24 protein-coding genes and 1 tRNA gene are annotated in these 24,029 nt (G+C 64.3%); 11 read left to right on the top strand and 14 right to left on the bottom strand.

Translation table 11 applies throughout. The annotated features are described in order from the left end of the window. Positions 1-12: 12 nt before the first annotated feature. From AC0L2O_RS31305 to AC0L2O_RS31290, 4 genes are read left to right on the top strand one after another with little or no spacing between them, the layout of a single operon-like run. Positions 13-1,851: a DNA polymerase III subunit gamma/tau gene (locus AC0L2O_RS31305; protein WP_473372476.1), complete on the top strand. Its 1,839-nt coding sequence runs from the start codon at positions 13-15 to the stop codon at positions 1,849-1,851. A gap of 23 nt (positions 1,852-1,874) precedes the next feature. Beyond that, entirely contained in the window at positions 1,875-2,195 is a 321-nt protein-coding gene (locus AC0L2O_RS31300; RefSeq protein WP_369719644.1) for a YbaB/EbfC family nucleoid-associated protein, read from the top strand. A gap of 1 nt (position 2,196) precedes the next feature. Then, entirely contained in the window at positions 2,197-2,799 is a 603-nt protein-coding gene (gene recR / locus AC0L2O_RS31295; protein WP_473372475.1) for a recombination mediator RecR, read from the top strand. A gap of 27 nt (positions 2,800-2,826) precedes the next feature. Beyond that, positions 2,827-3,264: a hypothetical protein gene (locus tag AC0L2O_RS31290; RefSeq protein ID WP_473372474.1), complete on the top strand. Its 438-nt coding sequence runs from the start codon at positions 2,827-2,829 to the stop codon at positions 3,262-3,264. 125 nt (positions 3,265-3,389) lie between these two features. Here AC0L2O_RS31290 and AC0L2O_RS31285 read toward each other — a convergent pair whose 3' ends face one another. From AC0L2O_RS31285 to AC0L2O_RS31275, 3 genes are all read right to left on the bottom strand, one after another. Then, positions 3,390-4,754, bottom strand: coding sequence for an AmpG family muropeptide MFS transporter (locus AC0L2O_RS31285; protein WP_473372473.1), 1,365 nt, complete (start codon positions 4,752-4,754; stop codon positions 3,390-3,392). Between the two features lie 113 nt (positions 4,755-4,867). Further along, the gene (locus AC0L2O_RS31280) at positions 4,868-5,170 is read right to left on the bottom strand and encodes a GIY-YIG nuclease family protein (protein WP_473372472.1); all 303 of its coding nucleotides are present in this window, start codon (positions 5,168-5,170) and stop codon (positions 4,868-4,870) included. A gap of 130 nt (positions 5,171-5,300) precedes the next feature. Continuing rightward, on the bottom strand, positions 5,301-6,500 hold the full coding sequence (locus AC0L2O_RS31275) for a DNA recombination protein RmuC (RefSeq protein WP_473372471.1): 1,200 nt from the start codon (positions 6,498-6,500) through the stop codon (positions 5,301-5,303). 170 nt (positions 6,501-6,670) lie between these two features. On the opposite strand from AC0L2O_RS31275, the gene def reads away from it, so the two are divergent. The 3 genes from def to truA all read left to right on the top strand — a co-directional run bounded on the left by def (position 6,671) and on the right by truA (position 9,129). Beyond that, complete coding sequence (gene def / locus AC0L2O_RS31270; RefSeq protein ID WP_369719638.1) at positions 6,671-7,195, top strand: peptide deformylase; 525 nt, start codon at positions 6,671-6,673, stop codon at positions 7,193-7,195. A gap of 141 nt (positions 7,196-7,336) precedes the next feature. Next, on the top strand, positions 7,337-8,272 hold the full coding sequence (gene fmt, locus AC0L2O_RS31265; RefSeq protein WP_473372470.1) for a methionyl-tRNA formyltransferase: 936 nt from the start codon (positions 7,337-7,339) through the stop codon (positions 8,270-8,272). Between the two features lie 119 nt (positions 8,273-8,391). Further along, positions 8,392-9,129, top strand: a complete 738-nt coding sequence (gene truA, locus AC0L2O_RS31260; protein WP_369719637.1) for a tRNA pseudouridine(38-40) synthase TruA — start codon at positions 8,392-8,394, stop codon at positions 9,127-9,129. 153 nt (positions 9,130-9,282) lie between these two features. Here truA and dapE read toward each other — a convergent pair whose 3' ends face one another. The 11 genes from dapE to rpmH all read right to left on the bottom strand — a co-directional run bounded on the left by dapE (position 9,283) and on the right by rpmH (position 19,164). After that, on the bottom strand, positions 9,283-10,449 hold the full coding sequence (gene dapE / locus AC0L2O_RS31255; RefSeq protein WP_473372469.1) for a succinyl-diaminopimelate desuccinylase: 1,167 nt from the start codon (positions 10,447-10,449) through the stop codon (positions 9,283-9,285). Continuing rightward, on the bottom strand, positions 10,446-11,096 hold the full coding sequence (locus AC0L2O_RS31250; protein ID WP_473372468.1) for a DUF805 domain-containing protein: 651 nt from the start codon (positions 11,094-11,096) through the stop codon (positions 10,446-10,448). The genes dapE and AC0L2O_RS31250 overlap by 4 nt, the downstream gene beginning before the upstream one ends. Positions 11,097-11,328: 232 nt before the next feature. Next, entirely contained in the window at positions 11,329-12,174 is an 846-nt protein-coding gene (dapD, locus tag AC0L2O_RS31245; RefSeq protein WP_369719634.1) for a 2,3,4,5-tetrahydropyridine-2,6-dicarboxylate N-succinyltransferase, read from the bottom strand. Positions 12,175-12,439: 265 nt separating this feature from the next. Next, a complete protein-coding gene (locus AC0L2O_RS31240) occupies positions 12,440-13,132 on the bottom strand; it encodes a pyrimidine 5'-nucleotidase (RefSeq protein ID WP_473372467.1) in 693 nt (230 codons plus the stop codon). A gap of 205 nt (positions 13,133-13,337) precedes the next feature. Next, entirely contained in the window at positions 13,338-14,453 is a 1,116-nt protein-coding gene (locus AC0L2O_RS31235) for a DUF1036 domain-containing protein (RefSeq protein ID WP_473372466.1), read from the bottom strand. A gap of 32 nt (positions 14,454-14,485) precedes the next feature. Beyond that, a complete protein-coding gene (gene argB / locus AC0L2O_RS31230; protein ID WP_369719631.1) occupies positions 14,486-15,373 on the bottom strand; it encodes an acetylglutamate kinase in 888 nt (295 codons plus the stop codon). 220 nt (positions 15,374-15,593) lie between these two features. Then, positions 15,594-15,959 (bottom strand): DUF423 domain-containing protein, encoded by a 366-nt coding sequence (locus AC0L2O_RS31225; RefSeq protein WP_473372465.1) that lies wholly within the window; start codon positions 15,957-15,959, stop codon positions 15,594-15,596. After that, a complete protein-coding gene (gene yihA, locus AC0L2O_RS31220) occupies positions 15,959-16,612 on the bottom strand; it encodes a ribosome biogenesis GTP-binding protein YihA/YsxC (RefSeq protein ID WP_409190940.1) in 654 nt (217 codons plus the stop codon). The genes AC0L2O_RS31225 and yihA overlap by 1 nt, the downstream gene beginning before the upstream one ends. 115 nt (positions 16,613-16,727) lie before the next feature. Next, on the bottom strand, positions 16,728-18,581 hold the full coding sequence (gene yidC / locus AC0L2O_RS31215) for a membrane protein insertase YidC (RefSeq protein WP_369719628.1): 1,854 nt from the start codon (positions 18,579-18,581) through the stop codon (positions 16,728-16,730). A gap of 16 nt (positions 18,582-18,597) precedes the next feature. Next, positions 18,598-19,002, bottom strand: a complete 405-nt coding sequence (gene rnpA, locus AC0L2O_RS31210) for a ribonuclease P protein component (RefSeq protein ID WP_409190939.1) — start codon at positions 19,000-19,002, stop codon at positions 18,598-18,600. A 27-nt stretch (positions 19,003-19,029) separates the two neighbouring features. After that, the gene (rpmH, locus tag AC0L2O_RS31205) at positions 19,030-19,164 is read right to left on the bottom strand and encodes a 50S ribosomal protein L34 (protein WP_008542748.1); all 135 of its coding nucleotides are present in this window, start codon (positions 19,162-19,164) and stop codon (positions 19,030-19,032) included. A gap of 389 nt (positions 19,165-19,553) precedes the next feature. Between rpmH and AC0L2O_RS31200 the strand changes: the two genes are divergently transcribed. The 4 genes from AC0L2O_RS31200 to AC0L2O_RS31185 all read left to right on the top strand — a co-directional run bounded on the left by AC0L2O_RS31200 (position 19,554) and on the right by AC0L2O_RS31185 (position 23,730). Then, entirely contained in the window at positions 19,554-21,020 is a 1,467-nt protein-coding gene (locus AC0L2O_RS31200; protein WP_473372484.1) for an ATP-binding protein, read from the top strand. A 213-nt stretch (positions 21,021-21,233) separates the two neighbouring features. Further along, positions 21,234-21,310: transfer RNA gene (locus AC0L2O_RS31195), tRNA-Arg, on the top strand. A 324-nt stretch (positions 21,311-21,634) separates the two neighbouring features. After that, a complete protein-coding gene (locus AC0L2O_RS31190) occupies positions 21,635-22,594 on the top strand; it encodes an AraC family transcriptional regulator (RefSeq protein WP_473372464.1) in 960 nt (319 codons plus the stop codon). Positions 22,595-22,743: 149 nt separating this feature from the next. Beyond that, positions 22,744-23,730 (top strand): AraC family transcriptional regulator, encoded by a 987-nt coding sequence (locus tag AC0L2O_RS31185; RefSeq protein ID WP_473372463.1) that lies wholly within the window; start codon positions 22,744-22,746, stop codon positions 23,728-23,730. Positions 23,731-24,029: the final 299 nt, after the last annotated feature.

The following is a 24,029-nucleotide window of genomic DNA, read 5'->3' as shown; positions in this document are numbered from 1 at the left end:
GCGGATCGACCGATGACCGATGCTGGCGCCCCTCCCAATTCCGATAGCGCCAGCCAGGCCGGCTTTGCACTCGGCGCGCCGGCGGGCACGCCCTACCGGGTGCTGGCACGCAAATATCGCCCCTCCAGCTTTGACGATCTGATCGGCCAGGAGGCCGTGGTTCGCACCGTCTCCAATGCGTTCGAAACCGGGCGCATTCCGCAGGCGTGGATTCTCACCGGCGTCCGCGGCGTCGGCAAGACCACCACCGCGCGCATCCTCGCCCGTGCGCTAAACTACGAGATCCCGGACGACTCGGTGAAGGGGCCGACCGTCCACATGCCGACACTGGGCGTGCATTGCCAGGCGATCATGGAAAGCCGGCACATGGACGTGCTGGAGATGGACGCGGCGTCGCATACCGGCGTCGACGACGTCCGCCAGATCAATGACAGCGTGCGCTATGCCCCTGCCAGCGCCCGCTACAAGGTCTACATCATCGATGAAGTCCACATGCTGTCGACGGCGGCGTTCAATGCCTTCCTGAAGACGCTGGAGGAACCGCCGGAGCACGCCAAATTCGTGTTCGCGACGACAGAGATCCGAAAAGTTCCGGTGACCGTGCTGTCGCGCTGCCAGCGTTTTGATCTGCGCCGGGTCGAGGCCGACGTGCTGATGAAGCACCTCGCCAACATCGCTGCGAAGGAAAACGTCGAGATCGAGCCCGAGGCGCTCGGCATCATCGCGCGCGCGGCGGAAGGTTCCGTGCGTGATTCGCTGTCGCTGCTCGACCAGGCGATCGCGCATGCGGCGGGCACCGTGAAGGCCGATGCTATCAGGCAGATGCTGGGGCTCGCCGACCGCACCCGCGTCATCGATCTCTTCGATTCGCTGGCGCGTGGCGACATCGCGGCCGCCTTCAAGGAGTTCCGCGACCAGTACGACGTCGGGGCTGACCCCATCGTGGTGCTCTCGGATCTCGCCGAATTCGTCAACTTCGTCACCCGCGTCAAGATCGTGCCGGCGACCGCGGACAATGTCGCCTATGGCGAGACCGAGCGCGTGCGCGCACGTGAATTCGCGTCCAAGATCTCGATGCGCGTGCTGTCGCGGATGTGGCAGATGCTGCTCAAGGGCATTACCGAGGTGCAGGCCGCGACGCGCCCGGCGGCTGCCGCCGAGATGGTGCTGGTGCGCATCGCCTATGTCGCCGACCTGCCGACGCCGGACGAAGCCATCAAAATGCTGGAACAGAACGGCGGCGGTTCGCCGGTCGTGAGCGGCAGCAGTGCCGCGCGCAGTACGCCGGCAGCACCTGTTGCCTCGGCGGCGCCTGTTCGCGCGCCGACCTCGTCGCCTTCATCGTTCGGCGGCGGCGCCCGGCCGCAGATGGCCGCGCCCGCGCCGGATCCGCAAGCTGCCGCCCCCGCGCTGCGGGTCACGAGCTTCACCCAGCTCGTCGCGCTCGCCGGCCAGAAACGCGACCTGATGACCAAGGGCGCGCTCGAAAGCGACATGCGCCTCGTCCGTTTCGAGGAAGGCCGGCTCGAGATCGCGCTCGAGCCGAATGCCTCCAAGACCATGATCACCGAGCTCGCACGCAAGTTCGAACTCTGGACCGGCCGCCGCTGGACCGTGATCGTCTCCAATGAACAGGGCCAGCCGACGCTGCGCTCGGTGAACCAGGCCGCCAAGCAGGAGCACGCACGTACCGCGGAAGCCGATCCGCGCGTTCAGGAGGTGCTGTCGCGTTTCCCCGGTGCGAAGGTCGTCGAGGTCCGCAGGCTTGCCCCCGAGACGCCGGAAACCAATATTAATGCGGACTATGGCAGTGACGATCCGCCCGACGATTCCGACGGCGACGATCTCTGAGCCAGTTTTGAGGACACGCACCGATGGCTGATTTTCTCGGCATGATGAAGCAGGCGGCGCAGCTGCAATCCAAGATGCAGGAGATGCAGGAGCAGCTTGCCAATGTAGAGGTCGAGGGTATCTCCGGCGGCGGCCTGGTCGCCGTGCGGATGACCGCGAAGATGGACGTCAAGGGCGTCAAGATCGACCCCTCGCTGATGAAGCCGGAAGAGCGCGAGGTGCTGGAGGACCTTCTGGTCACCGCGCTCGGTGACGCTCGCCGCAAGGCGGAGACGGCGATGCAGGAAAAGATGCAGTCGCTCACCGGCGGGCTCGGCCTGCCGCCGGGGCTGTTCGGCCAATAATATGGGCGCGGTTGCAGGTCCCGAAATCGAGCGGCTGGTGCAGCTTCTCGCACGGCTGCCGGGCCTCGGTCCGCGCTCCGCGCGGCGCGCGGCGTTGCATCTGATCAAGAAGCGCGAAGCGCTGATGATGCCGCTGTCCTCCGCCCTGCAAGTGGCGCTCGACAAGGTTCAGGTCTGCAAGACCTGCGGCAACATCGACACGCAAAATCCCTGCACGGTCTGCATCGATCCGCGGCGCGATCCGTCGATCATCGTCGTCGTCGCCGATGTCGCCGATCTCTGGGCGCTGGAGCGGGCCAATGCGACTCAAGGTCGTTACCATGTGTTAGGGGCGACCTTGTCGCCGCTCGACGGCGTCGGCCCGCAGGATCTGACCATCGATGCGCTGGTCGCGCGCGCGCATGACGCACAGGTCCACGAAATCATCCTGGCGCTGAATGCGACGGTGGACGGCCAGACCACCGCGCACTACATCACCGACCTGCTCCAGGACGCCAACGTAAAAGTAACGCGTCTCGCCCATGGTGTGCCGGTCGGTGGCGAGCTTGATTATCTCGATGAAGGGACGCTGTCGGCCGCGATGCGGCAGCGGACCCTGTTCTAGCAATCCAGAAGTTACGGAACGGACCACATGACGAAACTTTTCGCCACGCGATTGGCTTTGGCCGCGATGATGACAGTGCTGGTGACCCCGGCCTTCTCCGCGCAACAGGACGACGAGGCGTTGCCGCCTTCAAAGCCCGGCAAGCCGATCAACGCCGGCGAGGTGCTCTCCGGCGAGCTGAACACCATGAAAGTGCGCGACGTCAAGAACGCCGGCAAGAGGGTTGCGACCTACCAGATCACGTCCGAGCCGCGCCGCCTGCCGCCGCCGAACGGGCTGTGCAATCTCGAGACCGGGCCGGAGACCTTCCAGCTCGTCCCCAATGGCGATGCCCAGGCTGCGCAGTTGAAGACGTTTGCCGGCAAGGAGATCTCGGTCAAGGTCGACGAAGTCGCCTGCGCCAGCGATCCCGGCCAGATGAGCGAAGCCGTGATCACGAAGTGGAGTTTGGTGAGGAAGCAGTAGGGGGTCCGCTCTGCTCTCGTCGTCGTTGCGAGGAGCCCTTGCGACGAAGCATCCAGACTGGTTCTGAGGAGAGATTCTGGATTGCTTCGCTTCGCTCGCAATGCCGAGTGTGAGGCGGCGCCCTGCTAAATCCGCACCTGCCCCAGCGTCTCGAAATGCCGTCGCTTCTGCAGCCATGTCAGCAGGACGAGGCTCGGGACCGCCACCAGCACGCAGATCGCGAAGAACAGCGGCCATCCGGTCGCCTTGGCGACATAGCCCGCACCCGATGAGAGATACGTCCGTCCGACCGCCGCCAGCGCGGTGAGCAGCGCATATTGCGTCGCCGTGTGCAGCGGGTTCTGGCACAGCGCCGAGAGATAGGCGACGAAGATCACGGTGCCGATCGCGCTGGTGAAGTTCTCGCAAGTGATGGCGAAGGCCAGCGCCCATTGACTGGTGCCCACGAAGGCCAGCCAGGAGAAGGAGAGGTTGGCGAGCGCCTGCAAGACGCCGCCGATCCACAGCGACGTCGCCAGCGAATAGCGCCGCGCGACAAAGCCGCCGGCAAAGCCGCCGATCAGCGTCGCGGCGAGGCCGACGCCCTTCACGATCGCCGCATAGTCGTTGCGGGAGAACCCGAGGTCGATCACGAACGGCGCTGTCATGGTGCCGGAGAACGCGTCGGTGAACTTGAACAGCACGACGAAGATGAGCGCGGCGAGCGCGTCCTTGCGCGACAGGAACTCCGAGAAGGCGCCGATCGCGGCGTGGAGCACGCGCGCGAAGGCCGTCTCGGTGTGCGTCGCTGCTTCGGCCCGCGCCGATTGCTCGGGCTCGGTGGCGACCAGTGCCGTGACCGTCCCGATCAGCACCATCGCTGCCATCACCACATAGCCCCACATCCAGGCCGATGCGCGCGCAATGCCGGTGCTCTCGAAACCGGAGACGATGAACAGCGCGCCGGCGGTCGAGACCAGCATGCCGATGCGATAGGCCGCGACATAGGATGCCATGCCGGCGGCCTGCTCGCTCTCGGGCAGGCTCTCGACGCGGAAGGCATCGACCACGATGTCCTGCGTCGATGACGTCGTCGCCACCAGCAGCGCGCCGAGCGCGACGTAGAACGGCGAGCGCGCGGGATCGGTCAGCGCCAGGAGCAGGATCGCGATGATCAGCAGCAGCTGCGAGAACAGCAGCCAGCCGCGCCGCCGGCCGAACGCGCGGGTGAACAGCGGCACATGCAGCGCATCCACCAGCGGAGCCCACAGGAATTTCAGCGTGTACGGCGTGCCGACCAGCGCGAACAGCCCGATGGTGCCGAGATCGACGCCGGATTCCCGCATCCACACCAGCAAGGTCGACCCCGACAACGCGAGCGGCAGCCCGGAGGAGAAGCCGAGAAACAGCACGATCAGCACCCGCGGTTGCAGGTACACGGCGAGGCTGTCGCGCCACGAGGTGGCGGAAGTGTCTGTTCCGGCGGCGGAGGTCGCGTCGGGTGCGGTCATGGGCAGGTGTTAGCAGATTCTGGCGGCCACAAGGGAGGTGTCGTTCCCGCCGGCCACAAAGGAGGTGTCGTCGCCGGGCTTGACCGGGCGACCCAGTATTCCAGAGGCCGAAATTAGGGAGGACCAGCGATCCCCGCATAAAGATCGTTCCAATCCGGATTGTCCTTCTCGATTAGCGCGATCTTCCAGGCGCGCTTCCATTTTTTCAGCCGCTTCTCTCGTTTGATGGCGTTCTCGGGGTCATCGAGCTGCTCGAAATAGACCAGTCGAGCGACATCGTACTTCTCCGTGAAGCTCTCGATCAGCTTCGATTTATGCTCGGCCACCCGGCGGATCAGATCATTCGTCACGCCGATATACAACGTTCCGTCGATCTTGCTGGCGAGGATGTAAACGTAGTAGCAGCGTGCCCCCATGCCGCATTCCTCTCGCTGTCATCGTCCGCGAAGGCGGACGATCCAGTAATCACCGGCATCTCGGCTCAATCACCACCGCCGCGGCGTACTGGATGCCCCGCCTTCGCGGGGCATGACAGTGTACCGGGCCTCACTCCCCCGCTTGCAGCTTCCGTGGGAACAGCTCGGCGGCGCCGGTGGCCACCAAATGCGGGCCTTCGGGGGCGTCGGTCTTGCTGAAATCGAGCTCCTCGATCCGCCCCGCTCGCTTCTCGATCTTGTCGGCGGAGATCAGCACCTGCCGGACGTCCTCGTTGGCGTCGGCAAAATGCTTCTGCAGTTTCAGCACGCGGTCCCTGAGGCGGCCGAGGTCGTCGCCAAGCTTGATCACTTCGGTGCGGATCTGGTCGGCGGCGTCGCGCATGCGCGCGTCCTTCATGATCTGCTGCATCACCTGGATCGCGAGCATCAGCAGCGAGGGCGACACCAGCACCACGCGGGCGCGATAGGCTTTCTGGATCACGTCGTCGAAACCGTCATGGATCTCGGCGTAGACCGATTCCGACGGCACGAACATCAGCGCCATTTCCTGGGTCTCCCCGGCGACCAGATATTTCTCGGCGATGTCGCTGACATGCTTCATCACGTCGGCGCGCAGCCGCTGCGTGGCGATCCGGCGCTCCTCGTCGGTGCGGGCGTCGTGCAGCGCGGTCATCGCCTCCAGCGGAAATTTCGCGTCGATGCAGAGCGGGCGCTGGTCGGGCAAGAACACCACGCAGTCCGGCCGCTTTCCGGTCGAGAGCGTAAACTGGAACTCGTAGGCGCCCTTCGGCAAGCCGTCCTGGACGATCGCCTCCATGCGCGCCTGGCCGAACGCGCCGCGCGACTGCTTGTTGGCGAGCACGTCGCGCAAGGTCGTGACCTGGGTGGTGAGGTCGGTGAGGTTCTTGTGCGCGCTGTCGATGATGCCGAGACGCTCGTGCAGTGCGCGCAGGCTGTCCATGGTGTTGCGAGTGGTGTTCTCCATCGACTGGCCGACGCGGTGGGTCACCGAATCCAGCCGCTCGTTCACCGCGCGCGCCATGTCGGCCTGGCGGCCGGCGAGGGCCTGGGTCATGGCATCCACCCGGCCCGAAGCCTCGCTCTGGGCGTGCAGCATCTGGCTGACGCGCTCCTCGAGCTCGTCGGCGCGGATGGCATTGGCCATCGCGAGTTCCGCGCCGCGCCGCGAGGACCGCGCGATCGCGACGGCGATCACTGCCAGCAGGATGAGGACGAGGGCGCAAAAGCCGATCAGCGCGTCGATGGTGCGCACCGGCCAGTCGCCGAGCATGAAGATGATTTCGTTCATGGCCGCCTTTTAGCCGATTCGGCGGGTTTCGCGAACGAATAGCGAACATTTCTGGTTAATGGCCCCTTAATTTTTACGGTTAGCAAAGCCTCAAGTTTTATGGTTAGCGGACCGTTAACGGAGTTCCTCGCTGCATTGACCGCATCGGGCGCGCAGCTTAAATCGCGGCCATGGCCCTCAGAGAAATCATCATCCTGCCCGACAGGCAGCTGCGTCTGGTCTCCAAGCCGATCGAGAAGGTCACGCCGGAGATCCGCAAGCTTGCCGACGACATGTTCGAGACCATGTACGACGCGCCCGGCATCGGGCTCGCGGCGATCCAGGTCGCGCAGCCGCTGCGCCTCATCACCATGGATCTCGCCAAGCGCGACGAGAACGGCGAGACCAATCCGGAGCCGCGCGTCTTCATCAATCCGGAAATTCTGTCCTCGTCCGAGGAGCTGTCGGTCTATGAGGAAGGCTGCCTCTCGATCCCCGAATATTACGAGGAGGTCGAACGCCCCGCCAAGGTGCGCGTGCGCTTCACCGATCTCGACGGCAAGGTGCACGAGGAAGACGCCGAAGGCATCTACGCCACCTGCATCCAGCACGAGATCGATCATCTCAACGGCGTGCTGTTCGTCGACTATCTGTCCAAACTCAAGCGCGACCGCGTGATCAAGAAGTTCGAGAAAGCCGCCAAGCGCGGGGAGTAGGGTATCTGTCATTCCGGGGCGATGCGCAGCATCGAACCCGGAATCTCGAGGTTCTCAGGCGCGCAATTGCGCGCCGTAGTTCGGCTGTTCGAGCCGCCCGGAATGATCGTCAGTGGATCGCGTTTCTCGCAGGTTTTTCACATGCCCCTTCGCCTGATCTTCATGGGCACGCCCGACTTCTCCGTGCCGACGCTGTTCGAGCTCGTCGCGCATGGCCACGAGATCGTCGCCGTCTACACCCGCGCGCCGAAGCCGGGCGGGCGGCGCGGCCTGCAATTGCAGCCGACCCCGGTGGAAGAAGCCGCGCGAAAGCTCGGCATTCCCGTGCTGACGCCGAAGACGCTGAAGACACCGGAGGCGCTGGACGAATTCCGCGCGTTCGACGCTGATGCTGCGGTCGTCGTCGCCTACGGCATGATCCTGCCGCAGGCCATTCTCGATGCGCCGAAGCTCGGCTGCTACAATCTGCACGCCTCGCTGCTGCCGCGCTGGCGCGGCGCCGCGCCGATCAACCGCGCCATCATGGCCGGCGACGCCGAGAGCGGCGTGATGGTGATGAAGATGGATGTCGGGCTTGATACCGGCGACGTCGCCATGGCCGAGCGCATTGCGATCACGGACGCCATGACCGCAGCCGATCTGCACGATCGCCTGTCCCGGCTCGGCGCCGATCTGATGGTGCGCGCCATGGCGGCGCTCGACCGCGGTGCCCTTCAGCTCAGGAAGCAGAGCGAGGACGGCGTCACCTACGCCGCCAAGATCGACAAGGCCGAGGCCCGGATCGACTGGACCAAACCCGCGCGCGACGTGCTGCGTCACATCCACGGATTGTCGCCTTTTCCCGGCGCCTGGAGTGAGCTCGCAGACGTCAGCGAAAACGTGCGCGTAAAAATCCTGCGCTGCGAGTTCGCCAAAGGCGCAGGTGCCCCGGGCGATGTGCTCGACGACCAGCTCAGCGTCGCGTGCGGCGAGGGCGCGATCCGCATTCTCGAGCTGCAGCGCGAAGGCAAGGCGCGGATGCAGGCCGTCGACTTCCTGCGCGGCGTGCCGGTGAAAGCAGGTGCCAAATTCATCTAGCACTGTCATACCCCGCGAAGGCGGGGTATCCAGTACGCCGAGGCTTCTCGGCTTAACAGAGATGTCTCGGAGTACTGGATCGCCCGGTCAAGCCGGGCGATGACACCATCCGGATTGAGATGCCCCGCTACAAGCTCACCATTGAATATGACGGCGCGCCGTTCTTCGGCTGGCAGGTACAGGAGACGCTGCCCTCGGTGCAGGGCGCGCTCGAAGCGGCGGTGAAGGCGATGACTGGCGCGGATTTGCGGGTGCATGGTGCCGGCCGCACTGATGCCGGCGTGCATGCGCGCGGCCAGGTCGCTCATGTCGACGTCGAGAAGCAGTTTCCGCCGGGGCGTTTTCGCGACGGTCTCAACGCACATCTGCGCCCACATCCGATCGCGGTGCTCGAAGCCGAGATCGTCCCTGACAGCTTCGAGGCGCGCTTCTCGGCGATCAAGCGCCACTATCGCTACCGCATCGTCAACACCCGCGCCAATCTCGCCCTCGATATCGGCCACGCCTGGCGCGTGCCGCGCCGGCTCGACAGCAACGCGATGCATGCCGCCGCGCAGCGCCTGCTCGGCAAGCACGATTTCACGACGTTCCGCGACACCGAGTGCCAGGCCAAATCGCCGGAGAAGACGCTCGATCAGCTCGATGTGCTGCGCGACGGCCGCGAGATCACCATCGTCACCTCGGCGCGCTCGTTCCTGCACAGCCAGGTGCGCTCGATGGTGGGCTCGCTGGTGTGGGTCGGCGACGGCCGCTGGACCGCGGACGATCTCGCCGCGGCACTCGCCGCCCGCAACCGCGCCGCCTGCGGCATCGTCGCTCCGCCGGACGGGCTGTATCTGATGAAGGTGGATTATTGATTGGGGTGAGGGCGCGCGCTCTCGCTACTTCCACCACTGTCATGCCCCGGCTTGACCGGGGCATCCAGTACGCCGCGGCCTCTCGGCTCAATCACTGCCGTCTCTGGAATACTGGATCGGGCGATGACAGCGGAGGGCTCGCGAAGATCGCGTCTACCCAAAATACCTCTGCAAAATCCCGCGATACACCTGCGTCAGCTTCTGCAGATCCGCCACCGGCACGCGTTCGTCGACCTGGTGCATGGTCTGGCCGACCAGGCCGAATTCGATGACCGGGCAATAGCTCGAGATGAAACGCGCGTCCGAGGTGCCGCCTGAGGTCGACAGCTCCGGCTTGCGTCCGGTGACCTCCTCGATCGCCGACACGGCAAGATCGGTGAACGGGCCGGGCTGGGTGACGAACACGTTGGAGTTCGACGGCTCCCAGACGATGCGGGCGCGGATGCGGTTGCCGCAGGCTTTTGTCAGCCGCGTCTCGACCAACTCGCGCAGGCTCGCCTGGGTGTGGTTGTCGTTGTAGCGGATGTTGAACTTGGCGCGCGCCTCACCGGGGATGACGTTGTAGGCCTTGTTGCCGACGTCGACCGAGGTGAATTCGAGATTGGAGGCCTGGAACTGCGCGCTGCCATGGTCGAGCGGCTCGTCGGAGATCGCCACGATCAGCCGCGAAATATCCGGCACCGGATTGGACGCGCGGTGCGGATAGGCGACATGGCCCTGCACGCCGTTGACGTAAAGCGTGCCGGATTGCGAGCCGCGGCGGCCGACCTTGATGGTGTCGCCGAGCGTCTCGACATTGGAGGGCTCGCCGAGCACGCAATGATCGAATGTCTCGCCGCGCTCCGCCGCCCATTTGAGCAGCTTGATGGTGCCGTTGATCGAGACGTCTTCCTCGTCGCCCGTGATCAGGAACGAGATCGAGCCCTTTCCGTCACTGCGCGGCTTGCCGCCATTCGCGGCGAGATGCTCCAGCACCGCCGCAACCGAGCAGGCGATGCCGCCCTTCATATCGACCGCGCCGCGGCCGTGCAGGAAACCATCCTTCACCTCGCCCGAGAACGCGCCGACATTCCAGGCGGTCTCGTCGCCGGGCGGCACCACGTCGGTGTGACCGGCAAAGGTGATGTGCGGCCCTTCGCTGCCGATCCGCGCATAGAGATTGTCGACGTCGGCGGTGCCGGGCTCGCTGAAGGTCACGCGATGGCAAACGAAGCCGGCTTCCGTGACGGCCTTTTCGAGCACCCCGAGTGCGCCGGCATCGGCCGGGGTCACCGAGGGGCAGCGGATCAGATCGCGGGCAATAGAGAGAGCATCGGTCATGCGCTCCGCTTAACATGCATGCCGCCGGGCGGGCTAGCACTCGGCGGGACAATTTCGACCTCGCTCTGCTGGTCCCAGCTTTTTGCAGGGGACGAGGCGGATGCGGAGCTGTTCTCGGTTTCAGCCAGAGGGTCGGGGCCAAACCGGTTGTGGCCCGAGGTGCCGCGCAAGCAGAACATTTCGACGAGACCCCACAGCCACAGGATGGAGGCCGCGAGGGTGAACGGAAGAACCCAGTTGGACTTCGGCAACAGGTCTGAGAACTGGTCGAACAGGCCGGGCACGACGAAGAACGGAATCATCCACCAGCCGCTCCTGTTGCGATCGTGCAGCCGCTTGTTGGCGGTCGCGAGATAAATCCACAGAAACAGCGGCGTTGCGGACAGCTTGAAGATCAGGGTTGGGCGGTCTGCGGATCTCAGCAAACGGTACGACCTCGGATCGACAGCGTTGAAGAGCTCGTCGAGATTGAAGTCGAGGGAGAAGATAAGCGTGGTGGTGGTGGATTTGTGGCCCTTGAAGACGTTGATGGCCTCACCGATGGTCCCGAGTACGGCTGCCAGCAGCATGACGATCAGCAGCGCCTGCCACAGCAGGGCGCGGTTGATGCGGCCGTCGAAGCGGAAGAGATACCAGGTCCAGTCCATGCCAATGGCTCCGGGCGGTGGGCCGCCCGGTGATTTGTCGCGATTGAGGAAGGGTGGGTTCGATGCGGCAAGCTGGTGCCGCAAGTCACCTCGCCCCGCTTGCGGGGAGAGGTCGGATCGCTCTTGCGATCCGGGTGAGGGGGTACAGGTCTCGCGGCCATCTCATCCGCGGAGAGAAGCCCCTCACCCCAACCCTCTCCCCGTAAGAACGGGAGAGGGGGAAGATAGAGTCTTAATCCCGCAGCAGCTCGTTGATGCTGGTCTTTGAGCGCGTGCGCTCGTCGACGCGCTTGACGATCACGGCGCAGGCGGTGCTGGGGCCGATCTGGCCGTTCTTCATGGGCTTGCCGGGCAGCGCGCCCGGCACCACCACGGAATATTCCGGCACCTCGCCGATGAAGATCTCGCCGGTCTCGCGATCGACGATCTTGGTCGAAGCGCCCAGGAACACGCCCATCGCCAGCACCGCGCCCTTGCGCACGATGACGCCTTCGGCGACTTCGGAGCGCGCGCCGATGAAGCAGTCGTCCTCGACGATTACGGGCTCGGCCTGGAGCGGCTCGAGCACGCCGCCGATACCGACGCCGCCGGAGATGTGTACGCGCTTGCCGATCTGCGCGCAGGAGCCGACCGTCGACCAGGTGTCGATCATGGTGCTCTCATCGACATAGGCGCCGAGATTGACGAAGGACGGCATCAGCACGACGTTGCGGGCGATGAAGGCGGAGCGGCGCACGATCGCGCCGGGCACCGCGCGAAAGCCGGCGTCGCGAAAACGGTTCTCGCCCCAGCCGTCGAACTTCGAGGGCACCTTGTCCCACCAGGTCGCCTTGCCCGGGCCGCCGGGAATGGCGCCCATGTCGTTGAGGCGGAACGACAGCAGCACGGCCTTCTTCAGCCACTGATTGACCTTCCACTTGCCGTCAGCCCCGCGCTCGGCCACACGCGCTTCGCCCTTGTCCAAGATCTCCAGCGCATGATCCACCGCGTCGCGCACCTCGCCCTTGGTCGAGGTCGAGATGCCGTCGCGCGCCTCGAAGGCGCCGTTGATGGTGGATTCGAGGGCGGGGAGGGACATCGGGATTTCCTCTCGGGAAGGCTAACGACTGGTGGCGGATTGGAGCGCTTTTTCGGGATTTGGCGAGAGAGAGTCAAGGCATACTCCGCTGTGGACCATACTCCACTGTCGTCCCGGACAAGCGAGCGAAGCGGAGCGCCGATCCGGGACCCATAACCACAGGGCGGAGTTTGGCGAACACTCGGAGTTACCACTTCGCGCTACAACCACTCCCTGTGGCTATGGGTCCCGGGTCTGCGCTTACGCTTGCCCGGGACGACAGCGGTTATTTGGCAGACAGCTTGGCCAAAAACCCCGCCAGATCATCCGTGACGTGGTCGACATGGGCGGCATCGCGGCCCTCCAGCTCCCAATCTTCACGCACCACCTCCTTGGTGCCATCCGGCACCACCAGAACCGTGGTCATGCCCAGCTGATGCGGGACGGTGAGGTTGCGGGCAAGGTCCTCGAACATCGCGGCGCGCGCGGGATCGACCGCATGGTCCGCGAGAAATCTTTGATAGGTCTGCGGCGCCGGTTTCGGTTCGAAGCCGGCGGCGATGATGTCGAACACGCCGTCGAAATGCGCGGCCAGGCCGAGCCGCGCCAGCACCGCATCGACATGGTCGACCGAGCCGTTGGTCAGGATCAGCTTGCGTCCGGGCAGCTTTGCGATGGCAGCGCCGAGCGCCGGGTTCGGCTCCAGCGGCGAGTGATCGATCTTGTGGACGTAAGCGAGATAATCGTCGGCGCGTACGCCATGCAGGCTCATCATGCCGCGCATCGTGGTGCCGAAGCGCCGGTAATAATCCTTTTGGATCTTGCGCGCTTCATCCGGGCTTACGTTCAGCCAATTGCAGACGAACTCCCCGATCCGCGCATCGACCTGCTGCCACAGATTGACGTGATGCGGGTAGAGCGTGTTGTCGAGGTCGAACACCCAGGTGTCGACGTGAGTGAAGGTGCGGGTGGATTTCATTGCGGCTCTCTATCAGTTGGCGTGGCAGCCGCCAGACATTCCGTCGTCGTCCCGGCGAAGGCCGGGACCCATACCGCGTGATCTGTCAATGGGGCACTCTGGTCGTCGTTCTTCGCCAAAGGCAATTCGGTGGCTATGGGTCCCGGCTTTCGCCGGGACGACATTGGTGTTTGTGGCGCGCGCGTTCTGACCACAGCGCAATCCATCACGGCACCGCAAAGCGCAGCGTCTTGCCGCCGCTCGACATATCCACTGCGCCGAATCCAGTCGCCGCGAAGCCGCGCGCCGCGCAATCGGTCTGCTCGTTGGTCTCGAACTTGGTCTCGCGCGTGCAGAGCTGCCTGTCGCCGCCCCAGTTCAGCGGTCTGTCTTTGAGCTTGATGCTGCGGTTGTCGGCGTCGATGGCTTCGGCGAAGCTGAAGATCTGCTTCGGCTGTCCGGTCACATCCGGATGCAGGCATTTGCCGGGATCGATGCGATACCAGCCGCGGCTGGTCACGGATTTGCCGTCGTCGGTGGCGACCGCGGCCATCACCTTGTGCGGCGTGTCGTTGCACCAGGTCAGGCCGCTCGGCGAGGGCGTCTGCACCGCGTCGACCATGGTCTTGAAGAAGTTCGGCGAGGACACGACGTCGGACGGCAGCCCGCGGCTCTTCAGGAAGGCGGCAAGGGCCGCTTGCGTCTTCGGTCCGTCGACGCCGTCGATCGGCGCGGCATCATAGCCGGCGATCACGAGCAGCCGCTGGATGCCGGCCAGTCGCGCCTGCTCGTCGTCATATTCGGAATCCTCGGCGAGATAAGCCACGAGATTGCCGTCATCGCCTTGCGTCGGCGTCACTTGCGTGAAGGCGGCCTGGGTCTGGCCGCTGCGGCACTGCCGCGCGGCGGCGATGACGAAATTGTCCGGCGCGACGCACAGCATGTCGTTGCCGTTCTGCGGGATCGGCGAGGCGCCATAGACGCCGAGCGCGCGGGCGTTGAGCAGGATGCGGTCGGCGGACAGCGTGCCCTGCGCCACCACACGGCAGGTCGCGGGATCGATCCTGAACCAGCCGCGCGTCGCGGTCGCGGCCTTGTCGTCGATGCCGATCGCGGCTTCGACGACATAGGACATGCGGTTGCAGATCTTGAGGTCGGCAAAGGCCGGCGCGGAGGAGAACACGAACGAGACGGCCGCGGCTGGCAGCGTCATCAGGAGACGTGTCAGCGCTGAGCGGCGGTGTGGCCTCACCCCCCGCTCGTCATGGCCGGGCTTGTCCCGGCCATCCACGCGCAGCAGCGCCCACGGAGAGTCGTGGATGCCCGGGTCAAGCCCGGGCATGACGACCTTCTTCCGCTGCTCGCGTTCGCTCATCACTTGTGGATCAGCGTTCCCGTGCCCTGGTTGGTGAAGAGCTCGAGCAGCACGGCGTGCTGCATCTTGCCGTCGATGATGACGACGCCCTGCACGCCCTGCTCGAGCGCGTAGATGCAGGTCTCGACCTTCGGGATCATGCCGCCGGAGATGGTGCCGTCGGCGATCAGCTTTCGCGCATCCTTCACCGAGAGCTGCGGGATCAGCTTCTTCGACTTGTCGAGCACGCCCGGCACATCGGTCAGCAGCAGCAGGCGCTTTGCCTTGAGCGCGCCGGCAACCGCGCCGGCAAAAGTGTCGCCGTTGATGTTCAGCGTCTGGCCGTCACGCGAGGTCGCGAGCGGCGCCAGCACCGGGATCAGCTCATAGCCGATCAGCTGGTTCAGCAGCGTGAGATCGACCTTTTCGGGGTCGCCGACGAAGCCGAGATCGACCACCTTTTCGATCTGCGAATCGGGGTCCACCATGGTCCGCGTCGTCTTGGTCGCGGTCACCATGTTGCCGTCCTTGCCGCAGAGGCCCACCGCCTTGCCGCCGGCGCCGTTGATGTAGCTGACGATCTGCTTGTTGACCGATCCGGCCAGCACCATCTCGACGATCTCGATGGTCGCGGCGTCGGTGATCCGCAGGCCCGCGGCGAATTCCGAGACGATGCCGAGGCGCTTGAGCATGGTCGCGATCTGCGGCCCGCCGCCATGCACCACGACGGGATTGATCGCGGTCTGCTCGAGCAGCACGATATCGCGGGCAAAATTCCTTGCGGTCTCCTCGTCGCCCATGGCATGGCCGCCATATTTGATGACGATGGTTTCTTCGTCATACTGCTGCATGTGCGGCAGCGCTTCGGACAGGATGCGGGCCTGGTCGAGCGGGGAAATTTCGGTCATGAGGCGGATCTCGCTGGCGGGACAAACGCGGCCTGCGTTCTATCCGATTGGCGGACGACGCGCAAAGTGAGAGTCTTTACCCTCTCCCCTTGTGGGAGAGGGTGGATCGCCGCGACAGCGGCGAGACGGGTGAGGGGTTTCTATCCGCTGAGGCAGACCCCTCATCCGGCGCGCTACGCGCGCCACCTTCTCCCGCAAGGGGAGAAGGAAGAAAGGGACACTACTTCCGCCGCACCACCGCCGCCAGCGTCACGGCCAGCCAGCTCGCGATCATGGTCGTCCCGCCCGTCGGCGCGGCGTAGGGAAACAGCGAATGCCCGGCGTATTGCCGCACGGTGAGGTCGCCCGCGAACAGCGCCGGGCCGAGCATGAAGCCGAACGCCGCCACAAGGCCAATTCCGCCGTGCAGAAGTCCGCGTTCGATCAGCGCGACGGTCGCGAGGATGGCAGTTGCATGAAACAGCAGCATGGCGCTTGCCGAGGCAAGCCGGCCTGCGTCGGCGCCGTGTGCGGAAGCGGCGGCCAGCACGACCCCGCCGGCGCCCATCAGACCGGCGAGCGCGATCAGCGGGCGCAACGCAGCCATCAAGAGCTCCGCTCTTCCAGCAGCTTCGCCATCGCGGCGCGCAGCTCGGCCATTCCGGCCCCGGAGCGCGAGGAGGTCGTCAGCACATCCGGAAACGCGGCGGCATGCTTGGCGAGCACCACCCCGGTCTCGGCAATCCGCTCGGCGAGCTCGGAGGCCTTCACCTGGTCGGCCTTGGTCAGCACGATCTGATAGCTGACGGCCGAGCGGTCGAGCGTGCCCAGGATTTCGAGATCGACGTCCTTCAGCCCGTGGCGTGCATCGATCAGCAGGTAGACGCGTGCGAGTGACGCGCGGCCCAGCAGGAATTTGTGAATCAGGTCGGTCCAGGACGCGACCTGGGTCTTGGGCGCCTTGGCATAGCCGTAGCCGGGCATGTCGACCAGGCGCAAATCTGTCTTGCCCGGGACCTCGAAGAAGATCAGCTCCTGGGTGCGGCCCGGTGTGTGCGAGGTGCGCGCGAGCGCGTTGCGGCCGGTGAGCGCGTTGATCAGGCTCGACTTGCCGACATTGGAGCGGCCGGCAAAGGCGATCTCGAGCCCCGCCATCGGCGGCAGCGTCGCAATCGAGGGCGAGGCCCAGATGAACTGCCAGTCGCGGGTGAATAGCTTTCGCCCGGCCTCGATCAGCTTCGCATCGGTTTCGTCATTCATGCGAAGACTTTCAATTGTCTGCCTGGTCATTGCGAGCGAAGCGAAGCAATCCAGAAATGCACCCGGGGAGGGACTCTGGATTGCTTCGTCGCTTGGCTCCTCGCAATGACGATCGCTACGTCGCCTTCCTCGCGAACGTCGCCTTGAGATTGTCGAACAGCTCCACCTTCACGCCGTTGCGGCGCATGATGAAGCTCTGCTGGAGCACCGACAGCGTGTTGTTCCAGGCCCAGTAGATCACGAGGCCCGCCGGGAAGCCTGCCAGCATGAAGGTGAAGATCAGCGGCATCCAGTTGAAGATCAGCTGCTGGGTCGGATCCGGCGGCGTCGGGTTCAGCTTCATCTGGAACCACATCGTGATGCCCATGATGATGGGCCAGATGCCGAGCGCGAGATAATGGCCGAACAGCGGGAGTTGGGTCGGATCGTAGTGCAGCAACCCGAACAGGGTGAACAGGTTGGTCGGATCTGGCGCGGAGAGGTCCTTGATCCAGCCGAAGAACGGCGCGTGCCGCATCTCGATGGTGACGAACAGCACCTTGTAGAGCGAGAAGAACACCGGGATCTGGATCACCACGGGAAGACAGCCGGCGACCGGATTGATCTTCTCCTTGCGGTAGATCTCCATCATCTCCTGCTGCTGCTTCACCTTGTCGTCGGGATAGCGCTCCTTCAGCACCGCAAGCTGCGGCTGGATCGATTTCATCTTCGCCATCGAGGCGTAGGACTTGTTCGCCAGCGGGAAGAACAAGAGCTTCACGATCACGGTCACGAGCAGGATCGAGATGCCGAAATTGCCGAAGAAGCGGTAGAAGAAGTCGAGACCGAGGAACATCGGCTTCGTGATGAAGTAGAACCAGCCCCAGTCGATCAAGAGATCGAAATGGTTGAGCCCGAGCTCCTTGTTGTAACCGCCGAGGCCTGCGAACGGGAACACGCCGACCACGCCGGCTTCCTTGGCGCCGGCGAACAGCCGTGCGTTCGCGGTCGCGGTGCCGCCGATCGCGACGGTGACGGGATCGAGCAGATAGTCGGTCTGGTAGGTGTGCACATTGCCGGTGAGGTTCGACGAGAACCGCGCCTCGAGCTGCGCATTGGTGTCGGGCAACAGCGCCGAGGCCCAGTACTTGTCGGTGATGCCGAGCCAGCCATTGATGGCCTTGAAGTTGACCTGCTTGGCTTCGTCGATCTTCTTGTAGGCGTATTCCTGCAAGCCGTGGTCGCCGAGATAGCCGATCAGGCCTTCATGCAGGATGTAATAGCCGGAGACATGCGGCGTGCCGTGGCGCGAGATCAGCGCGAACGGAAACAGCTTGACCGGCGTATTGCCGACATTGCTCACTTCGTCCTTGACGGTGAAGAGATAGTGGTCGTCGACCGAGATGGTGCGGCGGAACGTGAGGCCCTCGCCATTATCGTATTTCAGCACGACCGGCGTCGACGGCGTCAGGCTGCCGCTGCCGTCCTGCTGCCACGTGGTCTGGGCATCCGGCAGCTTGGCCGTCACGCCGGTTGCCGCCACCCAGCCGAACTCGGCGTAATAGGGCTCCGCGGTGCCAGAGGGCGAATAGAGGATGATCGCCGGCGACTTCGGGTCGACCGTTTCGCGGAATTGCACCAGCGCGAGGTCGTCGATGCGGCCGCCCTTCAGGGCAATGCTGCCGGCGAGGCGGGGTGTGTCGATCTTCACGCGCGGGCTGGCTGCAATCGCGCTGTCGCGGCTGACGACCGGCTGCACCTGCTGGTTCGCGCCCGGCGTCGTCGCGGGCGCCGGCGACGTGCCGGACTGCGGCGTGGCGCCTGGCGTCGCGGACGCGGTCGGCTGCGGCGTGGTCTTCTGGAGCTCGGCCTGCGTCTGCTGCTGGGCGCGCTGCTTCTCCATCGCCGGCACGTTATAGAAATACTGCCAGGCGATCAGCACCAGGCCCGATAGAATGACGGCGAGGATGGTATTGCGATTGTCGGTCATCACTATTGTCTCGTCATCAATCGGGTTTGCGGCTGGCTGCGGCGGAGCCGGGAGCTGGCTTTGAACCGCGCCCCTTGTGCGTATGCCGCGCGGGCCTTGTGAACGCTATGCGCAGATCGTCGAGCATGGTCGCGAAGTCGCGCGACAGCGCGTCCCTGCGTCCGACCAGCACATAATCATGATGGGGCTGCATCGACACCGGATCGAGCCGCTTCACGAGTTCGCGAAGCCGGCGCCGGATGCGATTGCGCTCGGGGGCGTTGCCGTTCTTTTTGGTAACGGTGAAGCCGATCCGGATCGGGCCGCTGTCGTCGCGGTCAAGGCTTTGGCGGTCAAGGCTTTGTAGGACGAACGCGGGACTATTCACCCGCGCGCCATTAGCAACGGCGAGGAAATCCGCCCGCTGCCTCAGCCGATCCATGATGAAATCCCAAAAAGGGGGTCTGGCTCAGGCGCTCAGACGCTTGCGGCCGCGCGCGCGTCGGGCGGCGAGAACCTTGCGGCCGCCGGCAGTGGCGAGACGGGCACGGAATCCGTGACGGCGCTTGCGCACCAGTTTGCTGGGTTGATAAGTCCGCTTCACGGGTTTTTCTCCGCTGACCGGGCAATTTGCCTGTAGAATTGATGGTAAAGTCCGGAAGATGCGGCCCAAAATGGGCCATTTCCGGCCCCAAGAGAGCCGCTCCCGACATCACGCCGGGTCATCGCGGACAATTTGGCCGGCTTATAAGGGAGCGTCCTGCCTTCGTCAACGCCGCAGGACCGCGCAGGCCGGATGAATATCACTGTTTCGGCGGGGTTTTAACTCTTGAGGTAGCGGCTCGCCGGATCAGCGCTTACATCCGACCTCGGCAGATGAGCGATCTGTAATTTGACCGGCTCCCGGGCGGGTCGCATCCTCCGAATCCAAGGCCAGCAGGGGCGAATCTCGTGGCGACAGACCTCCAGCCGACCCAAGATTTCGATCGGGTCATGGATCAGCCGGACCCGCCGGTAACACGGTCGCGCGGACCGACGGGGCTCGGCCTGTCCGGCAAGCTGCTGTTGCTGACCGTCCCCCTGGTGATGATCGCGGCGAGCCTGCTCTATGTCCCCGCCATCGCCAACTTCTGGGTCAACCGGCTCAACGACCGCGTCGCGGCGGCGAACACGGCGGCACTGGTGCTCGATGCGGCGCCGCTCGGCATGGTCCCCGATTCGCTGTCGCGCGAGATCCTCAAAAGCATCAACGCGCGCGCCGTCGCGATCAAGATGGGACAGCAGCGCCGGTTGCTCGCCAGCGACAATTTGCCGGCCACGATCGAGCATGACATCGACCTGCGCGACATCACCGCGTGGGAGGCGATCACCGGCTCGTTCCAGATGATGCTGGAGACCGGCAACCAGCCGATCCGCATCGTCGGCCCCGGCGTCGGCAACGCCCAGTTCATCGAAATCGTCACCGACGAGCTGCCGCTGCGGCAATCGATGTATCGCTTCTCCCGCAACGTCGTGGTGGTCGCGCTGATCATCGCGGTGCTGACCGCGGGCCTCGTCTACCTCGCGCTGCATTATCTGTTCGTGCGGCCGATGCGGCGGATGACGGCGAGCCTGGTCGGATTCCACGAAAATCCCGAGAGTTCGGCGCGGATCATCGTGCCGAGCCAGCGCAGCGACGAGATCGGGGTCGCTGAGCGCGAATTGTCGGACATGCAGCGCGATTTGATGTCGATGCTGCATCAGAAGAGCCGGCTCGCCGCCCTCGGCCTCGCCGTCTCCAAGATCAACCACGATCTGCGCAACCTGCTCGCTTCGGCGCAATTGTTGTCGGACCAGCTTGCCAGCGTGCCCGATCCGCGGGTGCAGCGTTTTGCGCCAAAGCTCGTGCGTTCGCTCGAGCGCGCCATCGCGTTCTGCCAGTCGACGCTGTCCTACGGCCGCGCCCAGGAGGCCGCGCCCGACCGCCGCATGATGCTGATCGAGCCCGTCGTCATGGAGGTCCGCGAGACCGCGGGTCTCGCCTCCGACGCCTCGATCGCCTGGGTCGCCGCCATCGAGCGTGGGCTCGCCGTCGATGCCGACCCCGACCAGCTGTTCCGGGTGCTGCTCAACCTCGTCCGCAACGCCGCCCAGGCGCTGGAAAGCCATGCCTCCGGCGACGGCGGCCCGCAGCAGATCAGGATCACGGGCAAGCGCGAGGGCGCCGTGGCCATCCTGGAGGTCTCCGACACCGGCCCCGGCGTTCCCCAAAAGACTCGGGAGCACCTGTTCGAGGCGTTCCAGACGTCGGGCCGCCCCGGCGGCAGCGGCCTTGGCCTGGCCATCGCCGCCGAGCTGGTCCGCGCCCATGGCGGCGACATCCACCTGGTTGAAGGCACCATCGGCGCCACCTTCCGGATCGTCATCCCCGATCGCCCGGTGGAGCTGCTCTCGATCCGCAACGAGCGGGCGCGGGCGTAGTCGGCCATCGGCCGAGTTGCCCGTCATTCCGGGTTCTCGCTTCGCGAGCCCCGGAATGACGGGGATAGACTGTCCATGTCCGGGCAAAATCTCTCCCACCCGGACCTTGCCAATCGCGACAAGAGCGGTTAGTCAGGGCGCTCTTTCGCACCCCTCCGGCGCCGTCCGGAGGCTGCGTGCGGGCCATGCCCGCCAACGCTGTTCGCGAAACACGCGCCCGTAGCTCAGCTGGATAGAGCATCAGACTACGAATCTGAGGGTCGGACGTTCGAATCGTTCCGGGCGCGCCATTTCGGTACAGAACTGTGAACGGCCCCTGCCGCTACCCTTGGCCAGCGATCGCCTATATGAAGGGCGCCTTGTCGCCGATGATACGTATCGCGTCATCGGCTACTTCAATCCGGTCCACAATCACCTGAGTAGCCGCAGCGCGTACGCGACATTACCGGCCTTCATCCCTGTGTACAGAATCCAGGCGACGATCTAGCAAGAAAAAAGAAGTCGTCTAGCATCGTGCTTGGGTTGAACCGGGTCTATCCGACAATTCCCTCGCTGCGGAATCAGCGGCAAGCTATTTGCTTATTGATCGCTGGAACGCCTCTTTTGGGGATCGGATGGATAGTCTTCGAATTGCCACCGGTGCATTGCCGGCCGCGCAGCGGCTGGAGGCATTTCGCGAAGTCTTCGGGCGAAAGCTTCTCAAGATCGAGATCGAGCCCGAGCGTGGTACCGAATTCGATGTCGACATGACATTGCGGGCATTGCCGGGGCTCGGCATGGCATCCGGTTCTCTCTCTCCGATGCGCAATCGGCTCACCCGTGCATTGATCAACAACGATGATCTTGTTTTCGTCATTCTGCAGGAGGGCGTCGGTACGGCCGGGCAACGTGGCAGACAAGCGACTATCAGCAATGGCCAGGCGATCTTGACGACGAACGACGAGCCGGGAAGCTTTGCCGGACATACGCGTACGCAACTCATCAACCTTCGCTTCGAGCGTAAGAGGCTTGCTCCGCAGCTTGCGGATGCTGACGATTTCCTCCTGCGGCCGATGTCAGTGAATAATGCGGCGTTGCGGCTGCTGACGTCTTACCTGCAGATTGTCGGCAGCGAACTGACCCGATCGCCTCCCGTTCTGCAACGGAGCGCGGCCGACCATATCCATGACCTCGCCGCTCTCGCCTTGGGTGCGACCCGGGAGGCTGCTGAGATCGCGACCGGTCGCGGGGTGCGAATTGCGCGTCTGCAGGCAATCAAGGCGGACGCGATCGCCAACGCTGCCTCAAGCTGGCTTTCGCTTGACGCGATCGCCGCGCGCCATGGTCTTTCTCCGCGCTATGTCCGTTCGCTTTTTCAGAGCGAGGAGACGACCTTCACAGATTTTGTGCTGAGCCAGAGGTTGGCCCGTGCCCATGCGCTCCTGGTCGATCCACGATTCGGCGATCGTCTGATTAGTGCAATTGCGTTCGAAACTGGTTTTGGCGATCTTTCCTATTTCAATCATCGCTTTCGCCGACGCTATGGAGCGACCCCATCCGACGTACGGGCCGCTGCCCGGCGCAACGATGGATAGCGGGCCGACTAAGCCAACCACAGGCTGACGCAGTTGAGTTCGGCTGTTCCTCACAGCCCAAGGCGATATGTCATTCAGCCCAAGCGGCCGTCTGCTTCTTCTCGGTACCTTGCTTCGACGTCGCTAAAGAGGCGGCCGGAGGGGCTGCTGTGCAAGAGGGTGCGGGATTTTTCCGCTTTTCGACCGACGAGTTGCCAGAGCGCGATCGGCTTTCGGTGTGGCGGGAAGTTTTTGGGCGCACCGTCGTCAAGATGGAAATGGAGTCGATCGGCAGCGGGCCGTTTCGAAGCGAAGCTCAGATCTATGCAATGCCGAACCTGACGGTCGCATCGGTTTCCAGTTCTCCCAACCGGATTGCCAGGACACGGGCCCTCGCCGCCGACGGTAGCGACGACCTTGTGCTCGGCATTCTTCTCAGCGGACAAGCCGTTACGCATCAAGGAAAACGAGAAGTTTCGTTTCAAAAGTCGGAAGCTGTTCTGTGGTCGAACGCCGTGCCCGGAGGCGCGCTTTACAACTCGTCGATCGATTTTCTCACAATTGCCATGTCGCGAACCGTCCTCACGCAGGTCGTTGCAAATATAGACGATGTCCTGATGCAGCTTATCTCGCGAGACAACGAGGCGCTTCGGCTTTTGACCGGCTACGTCAGGTTACTGCAACGCGAGTTTAGTTCCATGTCGTTGGAATTGCAGGCGGCGACAAGTTCGCACGTGCAGGATCTCGTGGCGCTGGCACTTGGAGCAACACGGGATGCCACCGAAGTTGCCAAGGGGCGCGGCGTTCGCGCCGCACGGCTGCTCGCGGTCCAGGCCGATATCCTTGCCAATCTCACCCGGCACGATCTGTCGATCGACGCCCTTGCCTCGCGGCACGGTATATCGCCGCGCTACATCCGGACGCTCTTCCAGAGCGAGGAGACAACGTTCACTGATTTCGTGCTGGGTCAGCGCCTCGCCAGAGTCCATCGTTGCCTCGTTGATCCGCGCTTTGCCGGCTACATGATCAGCACCATCGCCTTCGAAGCGGGGTTCGGGGATCTGTCCTATTTCAATCATGCGTTTCGGCGGCGCTACCGTGCGACCCCATCCGATATACGCGCTGCGGGCCGCCGGCCTGACGATGCCGCGGGCTGAGAGCATTTCATTGGTCTAGCCGTTAGGTGCCCGGCACGTTGCGCGGGTCGGATGACCAAGTCAGTACAGTTGCCGATCAGCAACATCGGCTCGGCGATGGCCTTCTTTGCCGCCTAGCCCAACTCATCACGTCATTCAGACCAAGCGCCGTGCCGAGTCGGCCCGCTACGGTCTGCCCGCCTACTTTCCGCGGCATCCGTCGGCGTTCATTTGAAAGTCTTTTTGCCATGACGACATCGCTCCCCAGCTGCCCCCGCTTCCATCTGCAGCAGCACGCGCGACGGTTTGCGGCCTTGCTG

The sequence above is a fragment of the Bradyrhizobium sp. Kon10 genome, assembly GCF_055807395.1.
The sequence above is the reverse complement of the archived record's forward strand: the minus strand, read 5'-3'. Positions and strand labels throughout refer to the sequence as shown.